Source organism: Candidatus Dorea massiliensis AP6 (genome assembly GCF_964245105.1).
Taxonomy (GTDB): Bacteria; Bacillota; Clostridia; order Lachnospirales; family Lachnospiraceae; genus Laedolimicola; species Laedolimicola intestinihominis.
Genome location: NZ_CAXTKW010000007.1, coordinates 130,983 through 148,699, shown reverse-complemented (window position 1 = coordinate 148,699; position 17,717 = coordinate 130,983). Strand labels below are relative to the sequence as shown.

Genomic DNA, 17,717 nt, shown 5'->3' with positions numbered 1-17,717 from the left:
TTTGTATGATCTGCATAACTGAGAATTGGAAATAAGAGGAAAATCATACCCTCATTTTATGAAAAGAAAGGGAAAATAATGTTATCATAGCGTTTTAATATGAATAATAAACAAGAAATTAACAGGATTTTAATACATTATAGATAATATGTCAAAGAAATTCTAAAAAAGCTGTCGCAAAATGTTTAAAATAAAATCAAAATTTTCCAATTTCATGTTCACTATTTACAAATGGTATGGTATAATATGTTAGAAACCAGTGACAGACTGGGAGGGAATTTTGTCACTGTTTGGGCAGAATGATGGGACATGAAGGAAAAATTTGGGCAAGAGGTGATTAGGTGATTAAGAAAGAAATGATAGCCATGCTGCTGGCTGGCGGTCAGGGAAGCCGTCTCGGGGTTTTAACTGCGAAAGTAGCGAAGCCCGCTGTATCTTTCGGCGGAAAGTACAGAATAATTGATTTCCCGTTGAGCAATTGCATTAATTCAGGTGTAGATACGGTCGGAGTTCTGACGCAGTATCAGCCGTTGCGTCTGAACACCCATATCGGAATTGGAATGCCGTGGGATTTGGATCGCAATGTGGGCGGCGTAACCGTACTCCCGCCATATGAAAAGAGTACAAACAGCGAATGGTATACCGGAACAGCGAATGCGATTTACCAGAATCTGGATTACATTGATACATATAATCCGGATTATGTGCTGATCCTTTCCGGAGATCACATCTATAAAATGGATTATGAAGTAATGTTGGATTTCCACAAGGAGAATAATGCCGATGTAACCATCGCGGTTATGCCGGTACCCATGGAGGAAGCCAGTCGTTTCGGCATCATGATCACCGATGACAATAACCAGATCACAGAGTTTGAAGAGAAACCCGAGCATCCCAGAAGCAATCTGGCATCCATGGGTATCTATATTTTCAGCTGGCCGATTTTACGGAACGCGCTGATTCAGCTTTCCAGCCAGCCAAACTGTGACTTCGGAAAACATATCATTCCGTATTGCCACGACAATGGAAACCGTCTGTTTGCGTTTGAATTCAACGGATACTGGAAGGATGTAGGAACCTTAGGATCCTATTGGGAAGCCAATATGGAGCTCATTGATATCATTCCGGAGTTTAACCTCTATGAAGAATTCTGGAAGATTTATACCAAGAGCGATGCAGTGCCGCCCCAGTATGTATCCGCGGAATCGAAGATCGAAAAGAGCCTGATTACCGGAGGAGCCGAGATTTACGGAGATGTATACAATTCCGTGATCGGCGCAGGCGTTACCATTGGAAAGGGAACCGTGGTGCGCGACTCCATTATTATGAAGAATACAACTATCGGTGAAAACTGTACCATTGACAAGGCTATTATCGCGGAGGAAGTCGAGATCTCCGACGGCGTAGTGATGGGAATCGGTGAAGAAGTTCCGAACAAGGTACAGCCGAAGATCTATTCCTTCGGACTGGTCACCATTGGCGAGAATTCCTACATACCGCCGAATGTAAAGATAGGAAAGAATACCGCTATCGCAGGAGATACCACGCCGGATGATTACAACGAAGGCGTACTGGCAAGCGGCGAGACATTGATAAAGGTAGGTGAACGGTAATGAGAGCGATAGGAATTGTACTTGCAGGCGGCAATAATCACAGAATGAGAGAGTTATCCAACAAGCGTGCAGTAGCGGCTATGCCCGTGGCAGGAAGCTATCGCGGTATCGACTTCGCACTCAGCAATATGTCTAACTCTCATATCCAGAGAGTCGCGGTACTGACTCAGTATAACGCGCGCTCCCTGAACGAGCACCTGAACTCCTCCAAGTGGTGGGATTTCGGAAGAAAGCAGGGCGGCCTGTATATCTTCACACCGACCATCACCGCGGACAACAGCTCCTGGTACCGTGGAACCGCGGATTCTATCTACCAGAATCTGGACTGGCTCAAGAAGAGCCATGAGCCGTACGTAGTCATCGCGTCCGGAGACGCAGTTTACAAGATGGACTACAATAAGGTACTGGAATACCACATTGAGAAGAAAGCGGACATCACTGTAGTCTGCAAGGACATGCCGGCAGACACCGACGTATCTCGCTTCGGCGTGCTGAAGACCGATGAAGAAGGCCGGATTACCGAATTCGAGGAGAAGCCGGTGGAGACCCAGGAAAGCACCATTTCCTGCGGTATCTATGTCATCCGCAGAAGACAGCTGATCGAACTCATAGAGAAATGTGCCCAGGAAGATCGCTACGATTTCGTACGTGACATCCTGATTCGTTATAAGAACCTGAAGAGAATATTTGCATACCGCACCACAGACTACTGGAGCAACATCGCGTCCGTAGAGTCCTACTACGAGACCAACATGGACTTCCTGAAAGCGGATGTCCGCAAATACTTCTTCAAGACCTATCCGGATGTATACTCCAAGGTGCTGGATCTTCCTCCGGCCAAGTATAATCCGGGGGCAGACGTGAAGAACTCCCTGGTATCCAGCGGATGTATCATCAACGGAGCTGTAGAAAATTCCATTTTATTTAAGAAAGTGTTCGTGGGGAATAACTGTGTGATTAAGAACTCCATTATTCTCAACGAAGTGTATATCGGCGATAATACTTACATAGAGAACTGCATCGTTGAAAGCCGCGATACAATTCGTGCTAACTCCCGTTACGTAGGAGAGCATGGGGTTAAGATAGTCGTCGAGAAAAATGAGCGTTACGTGCTGTAACGACGGACGGCCCACAAAGCACTGATAAGACAAACTGACCTGAAAAGGGCAGAAGAAAGGGGCAGGAAGTATGCAGATTACAGATGTACGCGTACGGAAGGTGTCAAAAGAAGGTAAGATGAAGGCCGTCGTTTCGATCACCATTGATGATGAATTTGTGGTTCATGATATCAAGGTTATCGAGGGCGAAAAAGGACTGTTTATCGCGATGCCGAGCAGAAAAGCGTCAGACGGAGAGTATCGGGATATTGCACATCCCATCAATTCCGGGACCAGAGATCATATTCAGGGGATCATTCTGGATAAGTATGAGGCTGCGCTGGTAGAGGCGGAAGAAGAAGCTTAGGTGATAAAGAGAACGATATAATGTAGGGGGGAAGGCGTCGTCCGGAAGGGGCGGCGCCTTTTATGTTGGGGACGGACGCGAGGCGGGATGGAGAGCTGCGATTGGCCGGGGGCGGGCGGCATTTGCCGCCTCGCCCCTTGCCAACGTCGCAAAACTCCTGTATGATAGGAAAAGACCCCATCGACCTAAACAACCCGGAAGCACTCGCGGCCACAGGCCGCGGTGCTTCCCCGGTAGTTCACATAACCAGCTCTGTGGGGTTCGGAAAATCAGGGTGTCCGGCTCTTCCCGGACTGTGTGCGCCTGGGGGCGGACAGGCAGAGCCTGTCCGATCCAGACGCACGCTGTCCGCGAAGCGTCCGAACACACGATTTCCGAACCCCACAGAGCGTCCGTCATAGAAAAAGGAGAACCCCACCATGTACATCATCGCCGGCCTTGGCAACCCCACCCAGCAGTACGATCACACCCGCCACAACATCGGCTTTGACACGATCACGTATCTCGCCGACCGCTACCACATCACGATGAACACCAAAAAATTCCAGGCCATCTGCGGCACCGGCGTCATCGAGGGCCAGAAGGTCCTGCTTCTGAAGCCCCAGACCTACATGAACCTGAGCGGCAACAGCATCGGCGAAGCTGTGAACTTCTACAAACTGGATCCCGCCACTGAAGTCATTGTCATCTACGACGACATTGCCCTGGAGCCCGGTTACATCCGCGTCCGCAAAAAAGGCAGCGCCGGTGGCCATAACGGCATCAAGGATATTATCGCTCACCTGGGCACCCAGGAATTTCAGCGTATTCGCGTGGGCGTGGGCGAAAAGCCGAAAGACTACGACCTGGCTGCCTACGTCCTGGGTCATTTCGCAGCAGAAGACCGCAAAAAAGTCGAGGAAGCCATTGTCCAGGCTGCGGACGCCGTAGAACTGATGGTACAGGATCGCGCCGATGAGGCCATGAACCTGTATAATAAGAAAAAACACGAATAGATCATAACAGAGAGAAACAGCGAAACAAAAACAGAGGTGCGGCATGCAAGCATTCATCAAGCCCTTTTGGCAGCTCGGCGCGTACGACCAGATAGCCGAAAAGCTGAAAAAAAACAAGGGAGTCCTCTGGCTCTCCGGCTGCGTAGATTCCCAGAAGGTACACGCAGCCTGCGCCCTGTGGCAGGGCTATTCCCAGAGGCTGATCGTCACATACAGCGAGCAGAAAGCAAAGGAAATCTATGAGGATTGCCGGTACTTTGACCGGAAGGCCGTGCTCTATCAGGCAAAGGATTTCCTCTTTTTTCATGCGGATATGCAGGGCAATCTGCTGGTGCAGCAGAGAGTCCGGGCCTTACAGGCTTTATTGACCCAGGAGGAAGTGACGGTTATCACTACTTTTGACGGTCTGATGGATCGTCTGCGTCCTCTGAAAAAAGTGGAAGATTCGATTTTATGTATCGGCCAGGACAGCATTGTCCAGATCGACGCCCTGGCGGAAAAGCTGGGCCGCCTGGGCTACGAGCGGGAGATTCAGGTGGAAGCGCCGGGCCAGTTCGCGGTGCGCGGCGGCATCGTGGACATCTTTGCGTTGACGGAGGACGCTCCCTGGCGCATCGAGTTCTGGGACGACGAGGTAGATTCCATCCGAAGCTTCGATGTGGAAAGCCAGCGCTCCATGGAAAATCTGGAAGAAATCACCATTTATCCGGCGGCGGAACCGATCCCCCATGAAAAGGAGGAGACGGTTAGCTTTCTGGATTATTTTGCACCCGGGAAATCCCTGATTTTTCTGGATGAGCCTACCCGGATTCTGGAAAAGGGTCAGTCGGTGGAAAAGGAATTTGAAGAAAGCATGGCCAACCGCGCGGCTAAAGGTGAAGCATTGCCGGAGGAGGCGCGGCTTCTGTACAGCAGCGAAGAGATCACCGTCCGCCTGAACCGCAGAAACTGTGTGGCCTTAAGCCTGCTGGAGCAGAAAGCACCGGAATGGGAGCAGACAGGCCGCTATCAGATCGACGCTCGCTCCATCAATCCCTACAACAGCAGCTTCCCGACTTTGGTTAAAGATCTGAAACGGTGGAAAAAGGAAAAATATTCCATTATCCTCATGTGCGCGTCCGGAACCCGGGCCAAACGGCTGGCTGCGGATCTTCAGGATGAGGAGCTGAACAGTTTTTACAGTGAAGATCCGGATCGCGTTGTACAGCCATCAGAGATTATGGTGGTGCATGGCAGCCTTCACAGAGGCTACGAATACCCCATGCTCCGTTTTGCCGTACTCTCCGAGACCGATATCTTTGGCCGGGAAAAGAAGAAACGGAAAAAGCAGAAGACCTACGAGGGCCAGAAGATCCAGAGCTTCTCCGATATCAAACCCGGCGATTACGTGGTGCATGAAAACCACGGCCTCGGCATCTACCGCGGCATTGAGAAGGTAGAAGTCGATAAGGTTATGAAGGATTATATCAAAATCGAGTATGCAAAGGGCGGCAACCTCTATATTCTGGCAACCCAGCTGGAAATGATTCAGAAATACGCCGGATCCGACGCCAAAAAACCCAAGCTGAACCGTCTGGGCGGCAGCGAGTGGACCCGCACCAAGTCGAAGGTCCGGGGAGCCGTACAGGAGGTGGCCCGCGATCTGGTGCTGCTCTACGCGGCCCGTCAGGAGAAGCAGGGCTTTGTCTACGGCCCGGATACAGTCTGGCAGACCGAGTTTGAAGAGCTGTTTCCCTTTGAGGAGACCGAGGATCAGCAGCAGGCCATCGAAGCCACCAAGCGGGATATGGAAAGCACGAAAATTATGGATCGCCTGATCTGCGGCGACGTGGGTTACGGCAAAACCGAGATCGCCATCCGTGCCGCCTTCAAGGCCGTGCAGGAGAATAAGCAGGTGGTTTATCTGGTGCCGACCACAATATTGGCCCAGCAGCATTATAATACCTTCATCCAGCGAATGAAGGATTTCCCGGTGCGCATCGATCTGTTGTCCCGATTCCGGACGCCGGGCGAGATTAAGAAATCCATTGCCGACCTGAAAAAGGGTCTGGTGGATATCGTCATCGGCACCCATCGGGTGCTGTCCGCCGACGTGGAATTCAAGGATCTGGGACTTCTGATTATCGACGAGGAGCAGCGCTTCGGCGTGGCCCACAAAGAAAAAATCAAGAAGCTGAAGGAAAATGTGGACGTCCTGACCCTGACCGCCACGCCGATTCCGCGTACCCTGCACATGAGTCTCATCGGCATCCGGGACATGAGCGTGCTGGAGGAAGCGCCCCAGGATCGTCTGCCCATCCAGACCTATGTGATGGAATATGACAGTGAAATGGTTCGGGCTGCCATCAGCCGGGAGCTGTCCCGGGGCGGCCAGGTATATTATGTATACAATCGTGTAAATAACATTGCCGAGGTGGCGGCCCAGGTGGCCGAGCTGGTACCGGAGGCCACCGTGGCCTTTGCCCACGGCCAGATGAAAGAGCACGAGCTGGAGCGTATCATGTTTGATTTCATCAGTGGGGAAATCGACGTACTGGTGTCCACCACCATCATTGAGACCGGGCTGGATATCTCCAACGCCAACACCATGATTATCCACGATGCGGATAATCTGGGTCTGTCCCAGCTCTATCAGCTCCGTGGCCGCGTTGGCCGTTCCAATCGTACATCCTATGCTTTCCTGATGTATAAGCGGGATAAGATGCTCAAAGAAGTGGCGGAGAAACGTCTGGGCGCCATCCGGGAATTTACCGAGCTGGGCAGCGGCTTCAAAATCGCCATGCGGGATCTGGAGATCCGGGGTGCGGGTAATCTTCTGGGTGAGCAGCAGCATGGCCATATGGAGGCTGTCGGCTACGATCTGTATTGTAAGATGCTGAACGAGGCCGTCAGGCGGGAAAAGGGTCTCAGTTGGGAGGAGGACGAATTCCAGACTCTGGTGGATATGGATATCGACGCCTATATCCCAACCACCTATATTCGCAGCGAAAGCCAGAAGCTGGATATCTACAAGCGTATCGCCGGTATCGAGACCTTCGAAGAGAGTGAAGACATGCAGGATGAGCTCCTGGACCGTTTCGGCGATCTTCCGAAGGCCGTACAGAATCTTCTTGCCGTAGCCTGTCTGAAAATCAGGGCTCACAACGTATATGTTAAGGAGATAGTTGAGAAACCTGATGAGATACGGCTGGCTCTGTATGAAAAGGCAAAGCTGAATCCGGCGGCTTTCCCGGAATTTCTCGCCCGCTTCAACGGACGGATGAAATTCATCAAGGGAGAGAAACCGGCGTTCTGCTACCGCCGTCAGAAGAACAGCCGCGGCGAGGAGGCGGATCCCCTGAAGCTGGCGGAGAGCATCCTCGACAAAATGCAGGATTTGCTGGAGGAGCGTACATGAGAAAAAGGTTAAAGAAGCTGGGAATCCTTATGATGCTGGCAGCTGTGGCTCTGGCCGGGTGCGGTAAAAAGGAGGCGGGAGTCCCCCGGGTCCTTGAGCAGGAGAGCGGAACCACCCTGGCCACTCTGGGCGACGAACCTATTTACCTGGAGGAAGCCCTGTTCTATACCAGGATGCTGCAGGAGCAGTGGGAATATGTCTACTATGAAAGCTTCGGGGAAACTATGTGGCAGCAGGAGGCGGACGACAGTGGTCAGACCCTGGAGGAGCTTTTGAAAAGCAGCGTGCTGGATACCCTGACGGAGCTCCATCTGCTCTGCGCCCACGCGGGAGAATACGGCGTGAGCCTGACCGACGGGGAGCAGGAGGAGATCGCCCGCCGGGCACAGAATTTTATGGAAAATAATACAAAGGCGGTGCTGGAGGCGGCAGGCGCGGATCGGGAAAGCGTGGAGCGTTATCTTGCCCGGAATGAGCTGGCCGGAAAGGTGGCGGAAGCCATCCGGGCGGATTATGAGCCGGAGATAAGCGAAGAAGAGGCACAGGTGGGCAGATTGACCTACGCGCTGTTTTCTAATACGGGACTTTATGATGTGGAGGGTAATTTCACGCCATTTACAGAGGAGGAGTTAGCCAAAATTCAGCAGGAGGCGGATGACTTCGCAGCGCTGGCGGCGGATTTGGGCGATATTTCCGCTGCAGGCGAACAATTTCCCCACACGGTTATCGACGTGTATTTTAATGAGGACACTGACGGAGGAGCCCACCCGGATGTGGCGGGGAAGGCCCGGGAGCTGCCGGTGGGCGGCGTGTCCGGTGTGATTGCCACCGACGAGGGCTGGTATGTGGTGCAGCATGTTTCAGATCTGGATGCGGACGCCACGTCGGATCGGCTGGAGGAACTGAAAGAATCCGCAAAGCAGGAATATTTACAGAATCTGGAAGATTCCTGGGCGAAGGAAACGCCGCTAAAAGTGGATGAAAATGTCTGGGAGACGGTGCAAATCGACGGCTTGATCACCGAGATTGGCGGAGACGGAAGCCACGAATGATACGCAGCTGTGAAAAGAGCGTGAAATCTCGCAGGAAACGCAAGAAAGCCTTGCCCACAGCGGAAAAAGCGTCTATAATAAACCCAGAATGTTACTGTTCCCTTTCTTCACAGTAATACGCTTGCGATGTACAGAAATCGCATCTTATGCGATTTCGCGCTGAAGAGCTCGGGATTTTCGCACATTTTGTACGGAAACACCTGGCGGAATGATATAAGTGGACAGTAGTTTTAGAATACTCCGTTTTTCAGAGAAGAAGCGGGCAGGAAAGGATTTACGGAAATGATGAAAAAAGGAATCGCAGTTCTGGCAGCAGGTCTGATGCTTGCAGGCTCACTGACAGGATGTGGAAAAGGCAATACACTGGACGGTACGCAGACTGTGGCAGTGATGGATGAGACGACCAATGTGCCGCTGGCAGAGGTAAGCTTTCTGCTTCGTTATCAGCAGGCGCAGATGGAATCCTACTACGGGGCCATGCTTGGCATGACCAATGTGTATGGACAGGATCTGTCCGGTACCGGAACCGTATACGGCGAGACAGCGAAGCAGAGCCTGATGGAGCAGTTTAACCAGATGTATGTACTGGAAGCAGAGGCGGCAAATTACGGCGTAGAGCTGACAGACGACGAGAAGACCGCTATTTCCGATGCGGCTGCCCAGTTCATGAAGGATAATTCCGCAGGCGTGCAGAAGACCCTGGGCGTAACCGAGGCGGATGTGGAGCATGTGCTGACCCTGATGACTATCCAGGAGAAGATGTACGCGCCGCTGACCGAAGATGTGGATACTGAGGTTTCCGATGAGGAAGCGGCTCAGAAGCGCATTGTCTATGTATACATGTCTACTGCAGGTACTGAGACGGATGAGGATGGCAATACGGTTGACCTGACTGATGAGGAGAAGGCCGCAAAGAAGCAGGAGCTTCAGGACATTCTGGACGCGGCAGCAGAGAGTGGAGATCTGAAGGCAGCAGTAGACGCAGCTAATGAGAATCGCGATGAGAATTCCCAGCTTTCAGCCAGCGAGACCACTTACGGCGCGGACAGTACCACACCGGCAGAAGAGGTTCGTACAGCGGCAGACGCGCTGAAGGACGGCGAACTGGCTCCGATTATCGAGACAGATACCGGATATTATGCGGTACAGATGGTCAGCACCTTTGATGAGGAAGCGACCGCCAATAAGAAAGATTCCATCGTAACCGAGCGTAAGAATACCCTGTATCAGGAAAAATGCGCGGATCTGGAAGAACAGCATTCTTTTGATATCAAGGATGACGTACTGGCAGAGCTGACCTTTGATCGGATTTATACACTGAACACCGGAAGTACGGAGGAATAAAATCATTATGGGAAAAGAGAGACTGGAACAGAATCTCATTGACCAGATGAAAGAGGCCCAGCTGAAGCTTGGGTTTGAAGAGGAGACCATGAGGCTTTACTACCCCGTGGCCTCCTTGAATCTTTTACTGGGAACAAATTGTGAGACAGCGAAGGAAATGGTAGCGGAACTTACGGATTTATTTGCGGATGGAACGGGCGTGCTGGGGGCTATGAGCTTCCGGGTAAGTGCAGGACGTATCGAGGTCAGTGTACCGCCGGCGGGAGCTCGCTATGTGCATGAGCATATGGGTGATGTGGCATTCTTAAAGGCCATTATCGACCTGTTTTCCAATCCCCACGACAAGAGTGTGGAGGATGTGAAGAAGGTCTTCGGACAGTTTGGAGCTTATATCTGCGAGGAGATGCCGGAGGGCTCTGATTTCGACGAGGCCCTGCATTTTGAAGATCCGTCCATAGACGAGTATTATTACTGCGTAAAAGAAGAGATGGGCCATCTCATTTACCATCGCTTTCTGAAAGAGGATTACCAGAAATTGTTGTAATAATTTTGTAAAAATTTCAGCTGCGGCGGTTGAAAACCGCAGATAGAGGTGTTATATTATAGAAGACAATGACTGCCAGTCGAGGGCAGCAGAAATATAGCCCGGGAAATGGGCCATAGACGAATGAGGAGGCATTATGAAAGCGAAACGAGTGGGGGCATTACTGCTCTCTGCAGTTCTGACTGTGTCGCTGCTTAGCGGCTGCAGCTCCAGAAGTCAGGTAACTGAGGATATGATTCCGACCGTTACAGATTTACAGGAGGATTCCGGCGAAGAAGTGGCAGAGGCCAGCGTCATAGGACTTTCCATGAACAAGTCCTATGTGGCGGAGCTGACCCGTCTGGATGGAGATAACACCGAGAAGGCGAAGGTATCCGCAAAGGAGATCCAGGTCGTGCTGAAGGCGACCTCTCTTGACAAGGATCTGAAGGTACAGATTGTCAACAAGGCGACCGGAAAGGTTATTGCCGGAACTGCGTTTGAGGTGACAGTCAAGGATTCTGAAAATAAGACAGAGAGCTATACAGATAAGGATAAGGACGGCATCATTTACGTGAAGTCCATGACTCCCGGAAAATGCAAGATTTCCATGAAGGCGTCCGGAGGTTACGCGGCACCGGCTGATATTACAGCCGACGTTAAGGCCAATATCGAGTATAAGGCCGTGGATGTCAGCGCGGAGATCAAGAGTGAGAGCCAGATCAATGTGGCAAAAGAGGATACCAATACTTCCGGCAATGACAGCGCAGGTACTGCCCAGACCCTGAAGGATACGGTAGAATACGTGGCTTCCACCAAGACGGAGCCGAAGCAGAAGGTAGATCAGTGGGGACAGCCGGTATATTCCAAGCAGAAGCTGGATAAGTACGGTACACCCATGTACGCGAAGATTATCTCAGAGCCGGCGTCTGATCATGTGGACAACAATAACGATAATAGGTGTGATCGCTGTGGCGCGGATATGACTCCGGCGCATACGCATACATATGAAAAAGAAGTTACCAAAGAACCGACCTGTACCGAGAAGGGTACTTATCGTCTGGTTTGCAAGGCAGATGGTGATGTGAAGGAAGAGGGCGAGATCGACGCGCTGGGCCACACAGAGCCGGATGCAGATGGAAAATGCACCCGTTGCGGCGCGCAGCTCACAGAGAAGCCGACCACCCCGGATCCCGGCGACAGTGGTAATTCCGGCGAGAACACCGGTAATAACAATGGCAGCGAGGGCAGCACAGAGACTCAGAAGATAGAAGCGCCGACCGCAGGCGTCGTAGTCCGCGGCCTGATGTTCCTGAAAGCAGCGCCCACAGACAAGATTGTCTACGATACCAGCAGCGCTCCGGTCTATGATACCAGCAGCGCTCCGGTCTATGAGGACGGAACAAACGGTGTGAAATATACCGGCTGGCAGACCATCGACGGCGCAACCTACTATTTTGATAAGAATGGTAATAAAGTTACCGGAACCCAGGTTATCCAGGGTATCCAGTACACCTTCAGCAGTGAGGGCGTCCGCTCCGGCACCATCGGAATCGACGTATCCAAGTACCAGAGCAGCATCAACTGGCAGAAGGTAAAGAACGCTGGCATCAACTTCGCGATTATCCGCTGTGGCTATCGTGGCTATGGATCCGGTGTCCTGGTACAGGATCCGAAGTTTGCGTCCCATATCTCCGGCGCCAAGGCAGCAGGCCTGCGCGTAGGTATCTATTTCTTCAGCCAGGCTATCACTGAGGCTGAGGCCGTAGAGGAAGCAAGTATGGCCGTGAAGCTGGCAAATCAGTACGGCATCAATATGCCGATTGCCATCGACAGCGAGTACGCGGCAGGCGGACGTGGCCGTGCGGACGGACTTTCCAAGGCCGACAGAACCAAGATTACCGTGGCATTCTGCAACACCGTAGCCAACTCCGGTTACAGACCGATGGTATATGCAAGCAAGAGCTGGTTCTCTTCTCACCTGGATGTATCCAAGTTCGGCAGCTACCGCATCTGGGTAGCGCACTACGCAGACAAGTGCGGCTACGGCGGACGCTACGATATCTGGCAGAACACCTCCAAGGGCTCCGTAGACGGCGTACCGGGTAATGTGGATATGAATATCAGTTCCATCTAAATACAGAGATATAATGAATAAAAGGGAAAGGGCCCCGTCCAGTGGACGGGGCCCTTTCGAGGGGAATGTAAACGGACCGTATTAGGCCCTGAGATAGGCGAATGTTTTTCTTGCTACCCCCAGCTCTTCATTGGCTGGGATAACGTGTATGGTGACCGGGGAATCTGTACGGGAAATCACAGTATTCGCTCCGGTGCAGCTCTGATTTTTTTCATCATCCAGCAAGATACCCATATGCTTTAACTGATGACAGACTGCTTCGCGGATGCGGGTACCGTGTTCTCCGATGCCGCCGGTGAAGACCAGATGGTCGAGACCACCAAGCTCCGCGTAGTACGCGCCGATATGACGGACGATGCCGTTGCAGAAGACGTCAATGGCGAGCCGGGCGCGCTCATTTCCGGCGTCGGCAGCTTCCTGGACGTCTCTCAGGTCATTGCTGACGCCGGAGATACCAAGGAGTCCTCCACGCTTCGTCAGGCCATCCAGAACCTGGTCCAGAGAAAGCCCTTTCTTCTGCAGGAACGGAACGATAAATGGGTCGATGTCGCCGCAGCGGTTGGACTGAATTACGCCCACCTGCAGGGAGATACCGAAGCTGGTATCAACGCTCTTGCCGTCGTCGATGGCACACAGCGAACCGCTGCCGCCCAGGTGACAGGAGATAGCCTTGCCGGTGGAGCCATACATATCGGTAAGCGTCTCAGCCACATAGCTATGGGAAGCGCCGTGATATCCCAGGCGCTGGATGCCATATTCTTCATACCACTCCCAGGGAATGCCATAGATACGTCGTTCCAGCGGGATAGTCTGATGGAAAGCTGTCTCAAAAGCACCCACCAGCATAGCGTCGGGTGTCAGCTTCTGAAACTGGAGGATAGCCTCCAGATAAGGTTTATTGTGGGCCGGCGCTACCACCATGTAGTCCTCCATGCCCTGAAGAACTTCCGGGGTCAGCTCATGGATACCGTAATGGTCTTTGGAGAGAACTGTCTTGAAGCCCACGCGCGTGAGCTCGGACAGATCCGATAAAACACCGTTCTCTTTATCGAGAATCCGATCGAGAAAGAGCTGAATTCCTTCCGTATAAGTTGGAACATGAAGATTCTCCTGAAAAACGCGGAACCCATCCGGTTTGGAAAAATGGAAAATCGCAGTATCCGTGCCTACGCGCTCCACCTTTCCTTCCGCGAGCACTTCTTCCTCAGGCATGTTGAATAGCTTGAATTTGAGAGACGTACTCCCTGCGTTACAGACTAAAACCCTCATGAAACTCCTCCACCCCAAATTGTTCGTTAAAAAATACACAATATTGTTAAAAAAATATCATTTCCGGTATTGTCAAATCAGGATTCACCTGTTATTTTATTAGTATAACAAAAACCAAATGTATACACAATATTAAAAAGCAGTGGGCGAGGGAAAATTTGTAATAAATATTCCCCCGCGGCCTGGACAGGAGGAAATATTATGATTAAAATGGCGTTTTTCGATGCAAAACCTTATGAAATTGAGGCTTTCAGAAAATGGAACAGCGATGGAGAAATTGATATCCGTTACATGGAGCATAAGCTCAATGCCCAGACCGTGGACTCCGCGAAGGGCTGCGACGTGGTGTGTGCCTTTGTAAATGATACCATTGACGCGGAGGTGCTGGACGAGCTGAAGGCTCTGGGCGTGAAGCTGGTGGCTATGCGCTGCGCAGGCTATAATAATCTGGATTTGAAAGCCCTGGGCAACCTGAAGGCAGTCCGCGTACCGGCTTATTCTCCCCATGCGGTAGCAGAGCATGCCATGGCGCTTCTGCTGACCCTGAACCGTAAGACTCATAAGGCTTACAACCGTACCCGAGAGTTTAACTTCAGCTTAAACGGACTGACCGGCGTAGACCTGTACGGCAAGACTGTCGGCGTTGTGGGAACCGGACGGATCGGCCGCATGTTCATCGACATCTGCCGCGGCTTCGGCATGAAAGTCATTGCCTATGATATGTATCCGGTGGAGGGCATCGACTATGTGGATCTGGACACCCTGTTCCGTGAGAGCGATTTTATCTCCCTGCACTGCCCGCTGACCGACGAGACTCATCACATGGTAGACGAGAAGCGCTTCGCCATCATGAAAGACAGCGCCATCCTGATCAACACTTCCCGCGGCGCCCTGGTAGACAGTGTAGCCCTGGTAGAGGCTCTGTGGAACAAGCAGCTGCGCGCCGTAGGCCTGGACGTATACGAGGAAGAGGCTAACTACTTTTTCGAGGACTGCTCCGGGGAAATCGTGGACGACGCAACCTTGCAGCTTCTGGTATCCATGCCGAACGTGCTGCTGACTTCCCATCAGGCATTCCTGACCGAGGAAGCGCTTTCCAACATCGCGGAAACGACCCTGAACAATGTGAAGGAATTCTTCCATAACAACAACCTGGTGAATGAAATCAAATAAGATTTCGAAGATAGAAAGACCGGATGCATTCTCATCAGAGAAATGCTTCCGGTCATTTTATGATTGGATCAGCCAAACACAGTCTGTAGTGTCTGGTACAATTTATCAATATCAATCGGCTTGGACAGATGCGCGTTCATGCCGGCGTCCAGGCTCTGCTGTACGTCGTCGGCGAAGGCATTGGCTGTCATAGCGATGATGGGAATCGTCTGCCCAAGAGGATTGGAGCTGTTGCGGATGGTCCGTGTAGCCTCGTATCCGTTCATGACCGGCATCTGGATATCCATGAGAATCAGATCGTAATCGCCGGGACGGGCAGAAGCGAAGGCGTCGCAGAGTTCCTTTCCGTTTGGATAGATATCGCAGGAGACATGCCACAGCTCCAGAATGGACTTGAGGATTTCCGCATTTAACGCATTGTCTTCGGCACATAAGAGCTTCATCCCTGCAAGACGGGCGGAAGCGTCGGCACTATCTGGTGCGCCGGGCTTACTTCCTGCCATCGTTTCTTCGTTAATCCGAAATTCCAGAAAAACATCAAAGCAGGTTCCCTTGCCGAGGGTACTGTCTATCTGAATTGCGCCGCCCATCATATCCACAAGACTCTTAGTAATCGCCATGCCGAGGCCGGTACCGGACACCTTATTGGTGACGGAATCCTCCGCGCGTACAAAGGGTTCATAGATATGCTCGAGAAAATCTGCTTCTATACCGATACCATTATCCTTTATGGTAAACTGGTAACGGGCATAGGAATGGAGCGTGCGGGGAAGCTCGCGGATGTGAAAGTCGATGGAGCCGCCCTCCGGAGTGTATTTCACAGCGTTACTCAGGATATTTACGAGAATCTGGCGAAGCTTGGTAGGATCACCTTCGATATGCTCATGCAGGATTTCATCCTTATAAATGGAAAAAGTCTGCTTCTTCTGGACTGCCTGAGGACGGATAAGCATTTCAATCTGCTCAATCTGTTCGGAGAGGTTGAGGGGTTCCGGATGCAGATGGGTCTGTCCGCTTTCGATTTTGCTCATGTCGAGGATATCATTGATGATTCCAAGCATATACTGGCTGGAAGACTGAATCTTGCGGGCATATTCTTCCGTTTTTGCCGGGTCGTGGGCGGCGTGCAGAAGGAGGCTGGAGATTCCCATAATGGCGTTCATGGGCGTCCGTATGTCGTGGGACATATTGGACAGGAAAGCACTTTTGATCTGGTTGGCAGTATTGGCGGCCTGAAGGGCTGCTTCGATATCCGCCCGAATCTCCTGTTCATGGGTACGGTTGGAAAATTCAAAGATCAGCAGGTTATTCTGCCCGTCGAGAATGTGAAAGACAGATTTCTGGAACAGGGAGGGCGCGGAAGCGCCGGGCGTCCGAATCTGACACTCCATGACACGGGAACCGCCGTTTGGCATCTGCATCAGATCTTCGATGGGAAAGTCTAACGTTTCCGGGGAAGGCTCCAGCTCCTGAATCGCGAAGAGCGGATGAGCGCTGGTGTGGGAGATGCCGAAGACACGCTCAATATTGGGGCTGACATACACGGTCTGTCTTTGGCTGACATCAATCATAATATAGACATTATCCAGATTCTGAAGCATGATATCGGACATAATGTCGCGCCAGAAGAGCTCCTGATTTTTCTGGGAAATGGTCTGCTGATAGGACATAAACATGAAAATGACAGCCAGCGCCAGAATCACGACGCAGGTGAAGCCCACCATCAGAGTGGTGGTTTTCTGGACGATCAGCATATCACTGTCGATGATATCCGCCGGAATCATGGAGACAAGGAGCCAGTCTGAGAAATCGGTGGGCTGATATACAAGATAGTATTTTTCTCCATTTAAAAGATAACTGCACTGGCCAAAAGTGTTGGCCGCCCAGTCTGCCTGCACCTTCTGATAGGTAGCATGGGAAAATTCCGCGTCAGCCAGATAATTCAGCAGATTCTTACCGATGGGCTTGGTGGGAGAATCAGAAAAGATAATATTTCCGCTCAGATCTGTAATATAGCAGGTTGCCTGTCCGCGGAAAGCGGACACACCAAGAGCCGCGTTCAGGGCGTCCGAGCTGTAGGATACGGCGAGCGCGTCATAGGAGAAGCCGTTATAGGTACCGGTATCGACCGGAATAGCGAAAAGCATAAAAGATTCTTGATTCTGAGTGTCCGCATCTACGATAACCTTTTCCTGCTTACTGATAAGCTTGCCCCATGCGGATCCGAAGGACATGGTACCGGCTGCGCCATCGGGCGTACACCATTCGCCGGCAGTGTTTATAAAGTAGAAATCAGTGAATTTCCAGGAGAGCTTCCAATCGTCAACGAAAGAGACAATGGTCTCAGGAGCATCTGCGTTACTGTCGATATAATCTTCAGACATGGCAAGCAGATCCCACTGCTCATTTACAATCTGGGAGAGCTTATTGTTCACCTGAGAGTAAACTTCGCGGAGATTGGTGGTACTGGTCAGATAAATGCGGTTGTCCACACGGCTCATATAGTCCCGCAGAATAAAAATGACTGCGGCTGCTGTCAGTAGAATCGCGGTGAATAGCAGAAGCAGGTATTGTTTTTTCCTGTTTTTGTCCATATAAAAAGAGCCCTTTCCGGGGAAATGGTATCGGTGGTGTTTACATGGAGTATAACAGGAAATTACAGGAAAAACAATGTCTTTTTCCGGAAAAAGAAAGACATTGCCTGACAAAATGTGACAATGAAATTTGGCGGTTGTGCAATAAAAATTTCT

Annotated in this window: 13 protein-coding genes; 11 read left to right on the top strand and 2 right to left on the bottom strand. The window is 51.4% G+C overall.

Annotated features, from left to right (window positions below; genetic code table 11):
• The first annotated feature begins 341 nt into the window (after positions 1-341).
• The 10 genes from ACESZP_RS09165 to ACESZP_RS09120 all read left to right on the top strand — a co-directional run bounded on the left by ACESZP_RS09165 (position 342) and on the right by ACESZP_RS09120 (position 12,525).
• Positions 342-1,613 carry a glucose-1-phosphate adenylyltransferase gene (locus ACESZP_RS09165; RefSeq protein ID WP_178039080.1) on the top strand — a complete coding sequence of 424 codons (1,272 nt, stop codon included), beginning with the start codon at positions 342-344 and terminating at the stop codon, positions 1,611-1,613.
• On the top strand, positions 1,613-2,731 hold the full coding sequence (gene glgD, locus ACESZP_RS09160) for a glucose-1-phosphate adenylyltransferase subunit GlgD (RefSeq protein ID WP_178039081.1): 1,119 nt from the start codon (positions 1,613-1,615) through the stop codon (positions 2,729-2,731). Before ACESZP_RS09165 ends, glgD begins: the two co-directional genes overlap by 1 nt.
• Positions 2,732-2,801: 70 nt before the next feature.
• Positions 2,802-3,077, top strand: a complete 276-nt coding sequence (gene spoVG, locus ACESZP_RS09155; protein ID WP_178039082.1) for a septation regulator SpoVG — start codon at positions 2,802-2,804, stop codon at positions 3,075-3,077.
• 161 nt (positions 3,078-3,238) lie between these two features.
• Positions 3,239-3,478, top strand: a complete 240-nt coding sequence (locus ACESZP_RS09150; RefSeq protein WP_499708833.1) for a hypothetical protein — start codon at positions 3,239-3,241, stop codon at positions 3,476-3,478.
• A gap of 18 nt (positions 3,479-3,496) precedes the next feature.
• On the top strand, positions 3,497-4,072 hold the full coding sequence (gene pth / locus ACESZP_RS09145; protein ID WP_499708832.1) for an aminoacyl-tRNA hydrolase: 576 nt from the start codon (positions 3,497-3,499) through the stop codon (positions 4,070-4,072).
• Between the two features lie 43 nt (positions 4,073-4,115).
• Positions 4,116-7,469 (top strand): transcription-repair coupling factor, encoded by a 3,354-nt coding sequence (mfd, locus tag ACESZP_RS09140; RefSeq protein WP_499708831.1) that lies wholly within the window; start codon positions 4,116-4,118, stop codon positions 7,467-7,469.
• A complete protein-coding gene (locus ACESZP_RS09135) occupies positions 7,466-8,521 on the top strand; it encodes a hypothetical protein (protein ID WP_499708830.1) in 1,056 nt (351 codons plus the stop codon). The genes mfd and ACESZP_RS09135 overlap by 4 nt, the downstream gene beginning before the upstream one ends.
• A 282-nt stretch (positions 8,522-8,803) precedes the next feature.
• Entirely contained in the window at positions 8,804-9,865 is a 1,062-nt protein-coding gene (locus tag ACESZP_RS09130; RefSeq protein WP_440322989.1) for a hypothetical protein, read from the top strand.
• 7 nt (positions 9,866-9,872) lie between these two features.
• Positions 9,873-10,409 carry a DUF3877 family protein gene (locus ACESZP_RS09125; RefSeq protein ID WP_178039315.1) on the top strand — a complete coding sequence of 179 codons (537 nt, stop codon included), beginning with the start codon at positions 9,873-9,875 and terminating at the stop codon, positions 10,407-10,409.
• A 136-nt stretch (positions 10,410-10,545) separates the two neighbouring features.
• The gene (locus tag ACESZP_RS09120; protein WP_499708829.1) at positions 10,546-12,525 is read left to right on the top strand and encodes a glycoside hydrolase family 25 protein; all 1,980 of its coding nucleotides are present in this window, start codon (positions 10,546-10,548) and stop codon (positions 12,523-12,525) included.
• An 81-nt stretch (positions 12,526-12,606) separates the two neighbouring features.
• Here ACESZP_RS09120 and ACESZP_RS09115 read toward each other — a convergent pair whose 3' ends face one another.
• On the bottom strand, positions 12,607-13,794 hold the full coding sequence (locus tag ACESZP_RS09115) for an acetate/propionate family kinase (protein ID WP_440322991.1): 1,188 nt from the start codon (positions 13,792-13,794) through the stop codon (positions 12,607-12,609).
• Positions 13,795-13,995: 201 nt separating this feature from the next.
• Between ACESZP_RS09115 and ACESZP_RS09110 the strand changes: the two genes are divergently transcribed.
• Positions 13,996-14,967, top strand: coding sequence for a 2-hydroxyacid dehydrogenase (locus tag ACESZP_RS09110; RefSeq protein WP_499708828.1), 972 nt, complete (start codon positions 13,996-13,998; stop codon positions 14,965-14,967).
• A gap of 68 nt (positions 14,968-15,035) precedes the next feature.
• On the opposite strand, the gene ACESZP_RS09105 is transcribed toward ACESZP_RS09110, so the two are convergent.
• Positions 15,036-17,561 carry an ATP-binding protein gene (locus ACESZP_RS09105; RefSeq protein WP_499708827.1) on the bottom strand — a complete coding sequence of 842 codons (2,526 nt, stop codon included), beginning with the start codon at positions 17,559-17,561 and terminating at the stop codon, positions 15,036-15,038.
• Between the last annotated feature and the right edge of the window lie 156 nt (positions 17,562-17,717).